7 protein-coding genes are annotated in these 7,965 nt (G+C 63.7%); 2 read left to right on the forward strand and 5 right to left on the reverse strand.

The window, feature by feature from the left end; genetic code table 11:
• Position 1: 1 nt before the first annotated feature.
• The 5 genes from FW760_RS24835 to FW760_RS24855 all read right to left on the reverse strand — a co-directional run bounded on the left by FW760_RS24835 (position 2) and on the right by FW760_RS24855 (position 4,792).
• On the reverse strand, positions 2–1,357 hold the full coding sequence (locus FW760_RS24835) for an 8-oxoguanine deaminase (RefSeq protein WP_104572949.1): 1,356 nt from the start codon (positions 1,355–1,357) through the stop codon (positions 2–4).
• Between the two features lie 115 nt (positions 1,358–1,472).
• A complete protein-coding gene (locus FW760_RS24840) occupies positions 1,473–2,159 on the reverse strand; it encodes an SDR family oxidoreductase (RefSeq protein WP_043860965.1) in 687 nt (228 codons plus the stop codon).
• 361 nt (positions 2,160–2,520) lie between these two features.
• On the reverse strand, positions 2,521–3,105 hold the full coding sequence (locus tag FW760_RS24845) for an IMPACT family protein (RefSeq protein ID WP_043860966.1): 585 nt from the start codon (positions 3,103–3,105) through the stop codon (positions 2,521–2,523).
• A gap of 9 nt (positions 3,106–3,114) precedes the next feature.
• Positions 3,115–3,774 (reverse strand): TetR/AcrR family transcriptional regulator, encoded by a 660-nt coding sequence (locus FW760_RS24850; protein WP_043860967.1) that lies wholly within the window; start codon positions 3,772–3,774, stop codon positions 3,115–3,117.
• 100 nt (positions 3,775–3,874) lie between these two features.
• Positions 3,875–4,792, reverse strand: a complete 918-nt coding sequence (locus FW760_RS24855) for a LysR family transcriptional regulator (RefSeq protein WP_043860968.1) — start codon at positions 4,790–4,792, stop codon at positions 3,875–3,877.
• A gap of 124 nt (positions 4,793–4,916) precedes the next feature.
• Here FW760_RS24855 and FW760_RS24860 point away from each other — a divergent pair, with 124 nt between their 5' ends.
• Both FW760_RS24860 and FW760_RS24865 read left to right on the forward strand, forming a co-directional pair.
• A complete protein-coding gene (locus FW760_RS24860) occupies positions 4,917–6,263 on the forward strand; it encodes an aspartate aminotransferase family protein (protein WP_123753258.1) in 1,347 nt (448 codons plus the stop codon).
• 62 nt (positions 6,264–6,325) lie between these two features.
• Positions 6,326–7,819, forward strand: coding sequence for a CoA-acylating methylmalonate-semialdehyde dehydrogenase (locus FW760_RS24865; protein WP_043860970.1), 1,494 nt, complete (start codon positions 6,326–6,328; stop codon positions 7,817–7,819).
• The last annotated feature ends 146 nt before the right edge of the window (positions 7,820–7,965 follow it).

Here is a 7,965-nt window from a genome sequence, read left to right on the forward strand (position 1 = left end):
CCTAGCCGGCGATCAGTTGCGCGGCGGCCTGGCGGTGATCGGCGATCAGGCCCTTCACGTCCAGCCCTTCGATCTGGCCATCGATCACTCGCCACCGGCCGCCGACCATCACCCGGTCGGCCCGGTCGGCACCGCACAGCAGCAGGGCCGAGAGCGGATCATGGCTGCCGGAAAAACGCAGTTCATCCAGCTTGAACAGGGCCAGGTCGGCCTGCTTGCCCACGGCCAGCTCGCCGATGTCGTTGCGCCCAAGCAGTTGCGCCGAACCTCGTGTGGCCCAGCCCAGCACGCGCTCGGGGGTGATGGCCTCGGCACCGTAGCGCAGGCGCTGCAGGTACAGGGCCTGGCGGGTTTCGAGGATCATGTTGGACGCATCGTTGGAGGCCGAGCCATCCACACCCAGGCCCACTGGCGCACCCGCGTCGGTCAGTTCCACGGTGGGGCAGATGCCCGATGCCAGGCGCATGTTGGAGCTGGGGCAATGGCAGATGCCGGTGCCGGCAGCGCCCAGGCGGGCAATCTCGTCGGGGTTGAAGTGGATGCCGTGGGCCAGCCAGGTGCGCGGGCCGAGCCAGCCGACACTGTCCAGATAGTCGACGGTACGCAGGCCAAAGCGCTGCAGGCAGAAGTCCTCCTCGTCGAGGGTTTCGGCCAGGTGCGTGTGCAGGCGCACGTCCAGCTCTTGGGCCAGGGTCGCGCTGGCGCGCATGATTTCGGGCGTGACCGAGAACGGTGAGCAGGGGGCCAGGGCGATCTGGATCTGCGCGCCCGCGTCACGCTCGTGGTAGCTGTGGATAAGTCGTTGGCTGTCGGCCAGGATCACCTCGCCCTGCTGCACCGTCTGCTGCGGTGGCAGGCCACCATCGGCTTCGCCCAGACTCATGGAACCGCGGGTGAGCATGGCGCGCATGCCGAGTTTGCGCACACTCTCCACTTGTACGTCGATGGCGTTTTCCAGGCCGTCGGGGAACAGGTAGTGGTGGTCGGCAGCGGTGGTGCAGCCCGACAGCAGCAGTTCGGCCAGGGCTACCTGGGTCGCCAGCTCCAGCTTGGCCGGGGTGAGCCGGGCCCACACCGGGTACAGCGTCTTGAGCCAGGGGAACAGCGGCTGGTTGACCACCGGAGCCCAGGCACGGGTAAGGGTCTGGTAGAAGTGGTGATGGGTGTTGATCAGGCCTGGCAGTACCACGTGCTCACGGGCATCGAAGGTTTGCTGGCAAGGTGTGGCGGGGGTTTGGCCGAGGCCGAGGACTTCGCGGATGATGCCGCCTTCGAGCACCAGGCCGCCACGGGCGTCGAGGGTGTTGGCGGTAAAGATGGCAAGCGGGTTTTTCAACCAGATACGGGTCGCAGGCATGGTGCCGGCTCCTCTGAAAGTGGGTTCAGGTTAGCCAGCTCAGTGTTGCCCTGTCTGCTGATCCAGGTCCGCCGCGGTGGGCGAAGGGCCGAGTCTACACCCACCGCGCGTCAGATCACCAGATCAGTTTTTCGCCCTTGTAGTTGATGAAATGCAGGCCACCCTTGCCGCTGTTGAGGGTGACCTGTTCAACCATCCCGCCGGTGCTGGTAGGCACGTCGATTTCAGCGCCTTCGCCGCCCATGTCGGTCTGGACCCAGCCCGGGTGCATGGCCAGCACGGTCAGGCCGGTGTCGCCCAGCTGCACGACGAAGCTGTTGATCATGGAATTGAGCGCCGCCTTGCTGGCCTTGTACAGGGCCAGGTCGGGCGCGTCGGGGATGCTCACGCTGCCCAGCACCGAGCTCATGAAGGCGATCACCCCACCCTTGTCGTTGAGCTGCGGGCTCAAGCGCTGCGCCACGCGAATCGGCGCGACGCTGTTGGTCATGAACAGTTCGCCGATATCCGCCAGTTGTACCCGCTCCGGGTTCTGGTCATCAGGGCCCTTGACCCCCGCATTGACGAACAGCAGGTCGAAGGTCTGACCCTTGAGGCGCGCCTGCAGTGCATCGAGCTGATCGGTGCTGTTCATTTCCAGGGTCTCGACCTGTACGCCGGGCACCGCGGCCAGCGCAGGGGCCCTGGCAGGGTCCCGAACGGTGGCGGTCACGTTCCAGCCCTGCTCGCGCAGGCGCTGCACAAGGCCAAGGCCCAGGCCACGGGATGCGCCAATGATCAGTGCGGTTTTGGGGGCGGTCATGGGATAACTCCGTACAGGTGGGCAGAGGATACGCAGCGTAGCACGGCCTGGAGGCTGCTCATAAAATGATCAATCGGCGCGGAGCATTGGCCGGCAGGCCTTTGGCGCATTCGCTCACGGTTTATCCACAGCTTGCTCCACAGTATTTGTGTGCAAGCGCCAGGCACGGTTTTGTGGACATGGAGCCGGCCCTCGAGGGCACCTGGCTGGGGATAAGTCACTGATTCGACGCCGCTTGATGGCCTGTCATCAAATCTTGATCAAAATATGATCGTTTCTCTGCGAGCCTTGATCCAGAAGGGCTGCAGCCGAGTGCTAAGAGGTTATCCACAGCCGGGCCCACAGTGGATGTGGGCAAGTGTCAGCGCCGTTCGAGCAGAATGCGCCCGCGGCTCAGGTCGGCCAGTTGTCGTTGCACCGGTTCGATCTGCTCCTCGCCAAGCGCCAGCAACAGGTCGACACCGTTGGCGGTGAACTGCTCGTCCATCACCAGGCCGTCGGCTTCGGCGACGCGTAGCTTGAGCAGGGCCAGTTCGCTGAATGCGCAACTGCAGTGCAGCTCGACACGGCTTACCAGCAGGCGCTTTTCGGCCTGTTGCAGGCACTTGTTGGCGCCACCGCCATAGGCCCGGGCCAGTCCACCGGTGCCCAGCTGAATGCCGCCGTACCAGCGAATCACCAGCACCACTACCTGGTCGCAGTCCTGCGCCTCGATGGCCGCCAGGATCGGGCGCCCGGCCGTACCGCCGGGTTCGCCGTCGTCGCTGCTGCGGTACTGCGCCCCCAGTTTCCAGGCCCAGCAGTTGTGGGTGGCGGCCAGGTCGCTGTGCCGTTCGATGAAGGCCTGGGCCTCGGCCGGGCTGCTGATGGGGCCGGCCAGGGTGATGAAGCGGCTCTTGCGGATCTCTTCGCGAAACTCGCAAGTGTCCAACAGGGTAAAAGGCATAAGCAGGGTTCAGTTCGGTGGGGTCAGGCCACAGCCTTTGAGGATGATGTGGATAAGGTTGTTGCTGGCGTCTTCCATGTCCTGCTTGGTCAGGCGGCTGCGGCCGGTTACCTGGCAGATCTGTGTGGAGAAGTCGGCATAGTGCTGGGTGCTGCCCCAGAGCAGGAAGATCAGGTGTACCGGGTCGAGGCGGTCCATCTTGCCGGCATTCATCCAGCTTTCGAACACGGCGGCCCGGCCCTTGAACCAGTCGCGGTAGTCCTGGCTGAAGTAGTCGGTCAGGCACTGGCCGCCGCTGATGATCTCCATGGCGAAGATCCGCGAGGCCTGCGGGTTGCGCCGCGAGAACTCCATCTTGGCGCGAATGTAGCGGCTCAGCGCCTCGGCCGGGTCGTCGTCGGCACTCAGGGTGTTGAAGGTGCTGTCCCACAACTCGATGATGTTGCTCAGCACCGCCACGTACAGGCCCAGCTTGTTGGTGAAGTAATAGTGCAGGTTGGCCTTGGGCAGCCCGGCGTTCAGCGCGATGGTGTTCATGCTGGTGCCCTTGAAGCCGTGACGGGCGAACTCGTCTTCGGCAGCCTGGATGATGGCCTGCTCGTTCTTCTGGCGGATACGGCCGGCAGGCCTGGCAGCCTGGAGGCGGTGTGCGGGGACTTCGAAGGTCATGGGCGATTCCGGACAGAGCGGGGTAGTGTGGCACATGCACTGATAACCCAGCCATGGCAGTCGGGCAAGCGCTCATCGGCGAAAAAGCCGATAAACCGCATCAGCGGGTGGCCGCCAGGCTGTCCAGAAAGCTCTCGAGCACCAGGTGCGGGCGCCGTCCCTTGCGGGTGACCCAGCACAGGCTCAGGTCATAGAAGCGTTCGTCGGGTTTGAGGGCGCGCAGGCGCCCCTGCTGTACCCAGGCGTTGGCGTAGTGGTCGGGCAGGTAGCCGATGTAGCGCCCGGTAAGAATCAGGAACGCCATGCCTTCGCGGTCCGAGGCGCTGGCGGTGCAGTGCAGGTCCTGATACTGGGCCTGGATCTCGGCCGGCAGGCGGAAGGTGGGGGCGATCGCGTCCTGGCTGTTGAGGCGGTCGTCGTCCAGCTGGCGGTCATCGGCATAGAATAGCGGGTGCCCGACCGCGCAATAGAGCAGTGAGCGCTCACTGTACAGTGGCTGGTACTCGAGCCCCGACAGCGGGCTGGTCTGGGGGACCACGCCGACGTGCAGGCTGCCGTCGAGCACGCCCTGTTCGACCTGGCTGGGAGCGATCATGCGGATCTGGATGCGTACCTCCGGCCCCCGGTCCTTGAGCTGCGCCAGGGCATGGGTGATGCGCATGTGCGGCAGCGTCACCAGGTTGTCGGTGAGGCCGATGTTCAGCTCGCCGCGCAAGTGCTGGTGCAGGCCGTTGACCTCGGTGCGAAAGCTTTCCAGCGCGCCGAGCAGTTGCAGTGCGCTCTGGTACACCTCGCGGCCCTCTTCGGTCAGCGAGAACCCGGCACGGCCGCGCTGACACAGGCGCAGGCCCAGGCGTTGCTCCAGGTCGCTCATCTGCTGGCTGATGGCCGAGCGGCCGATGCCCAGCACGTTCTCGGCTGCGGAGAAGCCGCCGCATTCCACCACGCTGCGGTAGATTTTCAACAGACGGATGTCGAAATCACTGACCTGCGCAAGCGGCTCCGGGCGACGGCTCATAGTTTAGTGTCCAGCTAACTGAAGATTAGAAAAGTAGGCTTTTTCAGACTTTATCCCCGTGACAACTTAGCTGCAACAACGTTTGCCTCCCTCATGTTGCTCATTGCCTTGCGAGGTTTGTCCCATGAATCTGCCTGAAAACGCTCCCCTCGGCCTTGCCAGCCAGCTCAAGCTGGATGCGCACTGGATGCCCTATACCGCCAACCGCAACTTTCAGCGCGACCCGCGCCTGATCGTCGCCGCCGAAGGCAGCTACCTGACGGATGACAAGGGGCGCAAGATCTATGATGCGCTGTCGGGGCTGTGGACCTGCGGCGCCGGGCATACCCGCAAGCAGATTCAGGAAGCGGTGTCGCGTCAGCTGGGTGTGCTGGATTATTCGCCGGCCTTCCAGTTCGGCCACCCGCTGTCGTTCCAGCTGGCCGAGAAGATCACCGACCTGACCCCGGGCAACCTGAACCACGTCTTCTATACCAACTCCGGTTCCGAATGCGCCGATACCGCGCTGAAGATGGTGCGTGCCTACTGGCGCCTCAAAGGCCAGGCGACCAAGACCAAGCTGATCGGCCGTGCCCGTGGCTACCACGGCGTGAACATCGCCGGCACCAGCCTGGGCGGCGTCAACGGCAACCGCAAGATGTTCGGCCAGTTGCTGGATGTGGACCATATCCCGCACACCCTGCTGCCGGGCAACGCATTCAGCAAGGGGATGCCGGAGGAGGGCGGTATCGCCCTGGCCGACGAGATGCTCAAGCTGATCGAGCTGCACGATGCGTCGAACATCGCGGCACTGATCGTCGAGCCGCTGGCCGGCTCCGCCGGTGTACTGCCACCGCCCAAGGGCTACCTCAAGCGCCTGCGCGAGATATGCGACCAGCACAACATTCTGCTGATCTTCGACGAAGTGATCACCGGTTTTGGCCGTATGGGTGCCATGTTCGGTGCCGACGCCTTTGGTGTGACGCCCGACCTGATGTGTATCGCCAAGCAGGTTACCAACGGCGCCATCCCGATGGGCGCGGTGATCGCCAGCAGCGAGATCTACCAGACCTTCATGAACCAGCCGACCCCGGAATACGCGGTCGAATTCCCGCACGGCTACACCTACTCCGCGCACCCGGTTGCCTGCGCTGCCGGCCTGGCTGCACTCGACCTGCTGGAGAAGGAGAACCTGGTGCAGTCGGCTGCCGACCTGGCACCGCATTTCGAACGTGTGCTGCACGGAGTCAAGGGCGCGAAGAACATCGTCGACATTCGCAACTACGGCCTGGCCGGTTCCATCCAGATTGCCGCGCGGGACGGGGATGCCATCGTGCGTCCGTTCGAGATCGCCATGAAGCTGTGGAACGCCGGCTTCTATGTTCGCTACGGCGGCGACACCCTGCAGTTCGGCCCGACTTTCAACACCACCCGGCAAGAACTGGATCGCCTGTTCGATGCGGTGGGCGAAGCGATCAACCAGGTCGGCTGATCCCTCTCTTTATATAAGCAGGCGCGCGGTGCCGCGCCTGAACCCCCTTTCTGGAGTTCTGCATGAGCATTGTTCAGCATCTGATCCACGGTGAAATGGTTTCCAGCGGTGAGCGCACCGCCGATGTGTTCAACCCGTCCACCGGCCAGGCGGTACGCAAGGTGGCGCTGGCCAGCCGGGAAACCGTGCAGCAGGCCATCGATTCGGCCAAGTCGGCATTCCCGGCCTGGCGCAATACCCCGCCGGCCAAGCGGGCCCAGGTAATGTTTCGCTTCAAGCAACTGCTTGAGCAGAACGAGTCGCGCATTGCGCAGATGATCAGCGAAGAGCATGGCAAGACCCTCGAGGATGCGGCGGGTGAACTCAAGCGCGGTATCGAGAACGTCGAGTTCGCCTGCGCTGCCCCCGAAGTGCTCAAAGGCGAGTACAGCCGCAACGTGGGCCCGAACATCGATGCATGGTCCGACTTCCAGCCGCTGGGCATCGTTGCGGGGATCACCCCGTTCAACTTCCCGGCCATGGTGCCGCTGTGGATGTACCCGCTGGCGATTGCCTGTGGCAACTGCTTCATTCTCAAACCGTCCGAGCGCGATCCGAGCTCGTCGCTGTTCATTGCCCAGCTGTTGCTGGAAGCCGGCTTGCCCAAGGGCGTGCTGAACGTGGTGCATGGCGACAAGGTGGCGGTGGACGCGCTGATCGAAGCCCCAGAGGTCAAGGCGCTGAGCTTTGTGGGCTCCACGCCGATTGCCGAGTACATCTATGCCGAGGGCACTCGTCGTGGCAAGCGTGTGCAGGCGCTGGGTGGTGCGAAGAACCACGCGGTGCTGATGCCCGATGCCGACCTGGACAACGCGGTCAGCGCACTGATGGGCGCGGCGTACGGTTCGTGCGGTGAACGCTGCATGGCAATCTCGGTAGCGGTGTGCGTGGGTGACCAGGTAGCCGATGCACTGGTGGCCAAGCTGGTGCCGCAGATCAAGGCGCTGAAGATCGGTGCCGGTACCAGTTGCGGCCTGGACATGGGGCCGCTGGTGACTGCGGCTGCGCGCGACAAGGTGGTTGGCTATATCGATGACGGCCTGGCCGCCGGTGCCGAATTGGTGGTGGACGGCCGCGGCTACAGTGTTGCGGGGCATGAGCAAGGTTACTTCGTGGGCGGTACGCTGTTCGATCGGGTCAGCCCCGAGATGCGTATCTATAAGGAAGAGATCTTCGGCCCGGTGCTGTGTGTGGTACGGGTGAATAGCCTCGAGCAGGCCATGCAGTTGATCAACGATCATGAATACGGCAACGGCACCTGCATCTTCACCCGTGATGGGGAAGCGGCGCGTCTGTTCTGCGACGAGATCGAAGTGGGCATGGTGGGGGTCAACGTTCCGTTGCCGGTGCCGGTGGCCTATCACAGCTTCGGTGGCTGGAAGCGCTCGCTGTTTGGCGACCTGCATGCCTACGGCCCGGATGGCGTGCGCTTCTATACCCGGCGCAAGGCGATCACCCAGCGTTGGCCGCAGCGCGCCAGCCATGAAGCATCGCAGTTCGCATTCCCAAGCCTTTGAGGGCGGGCTGAAAGGAGGGAGGCCGCAAGGCCTCCCTCTTTTGTTTTTCAACGTTTTTGACCGATGTGACAGATTTATTGCGAATAGCGCTTGACGGGTTTCCAGAAGTCTTTATACTTCGCCCCACTTCCAGCGTAGCAGGAACG

Source organism: Pseudomonas sp. 1176_21 (genome assembly GCF_052850635.1).

What these genes read in the sequence shown, in the direction of transcription:
- FW760_RS24835 (WP_104572949.1), bottom strand. Translation starts at nt 1,357, where the DNA reads ATGCCTGCGACCCGTATCTGGTTGAAAAACCCGCTTGCCATCTTTACC.
- FW760_RS24840 (WP_043860965.1), bottom strand. Translation starts at nt 2,159, where the DNA reads ATGACCGCCCCCAAAACCGCACTGATCATTGGCGCATCCCGTGGCCTG.
- FW760_RS24845 (WP_043860966.1), bottom strand. Translation starts at nt 3,105, where the DNA reads ATGCCTTTTACCCTGTTGGACACTTGCGAGTTTCGCGAAGAGATCCGC.
- FW760_RS24850 (WP_043860967.1), bottom strand. Translation starts at nt 3,774, where the DNA reads ATGACCTTCGAAGTCCCCGCACACCGCCTCCAGGCTGCCAGGCCTGCC.
- FW760_RS24855 (WP_043860968.1), bottom strand. Translation starts at nt 4,792, where the DNA reads ATGAGCCGTCGCCCGGAGCCGCTTGCGCAGGTCAGTGATTTCGACATC.
- FW760_RS24860 (WP_123753258.1), top strand. Translation starts at nt 4,917, where the DNA reads ATGAATCTGCCTGAAAACGCTCCCCTCGGCCTTGCCAGCCAGCTCAAG.
- FW760_RS24865 (WP_043860970.1), top strand. Translation starts at nt 6,326, where the DNA reads ATGAGCATTGTTCAGCATCTGATCCACGGTGAAATGGTTTCCAGCGGT.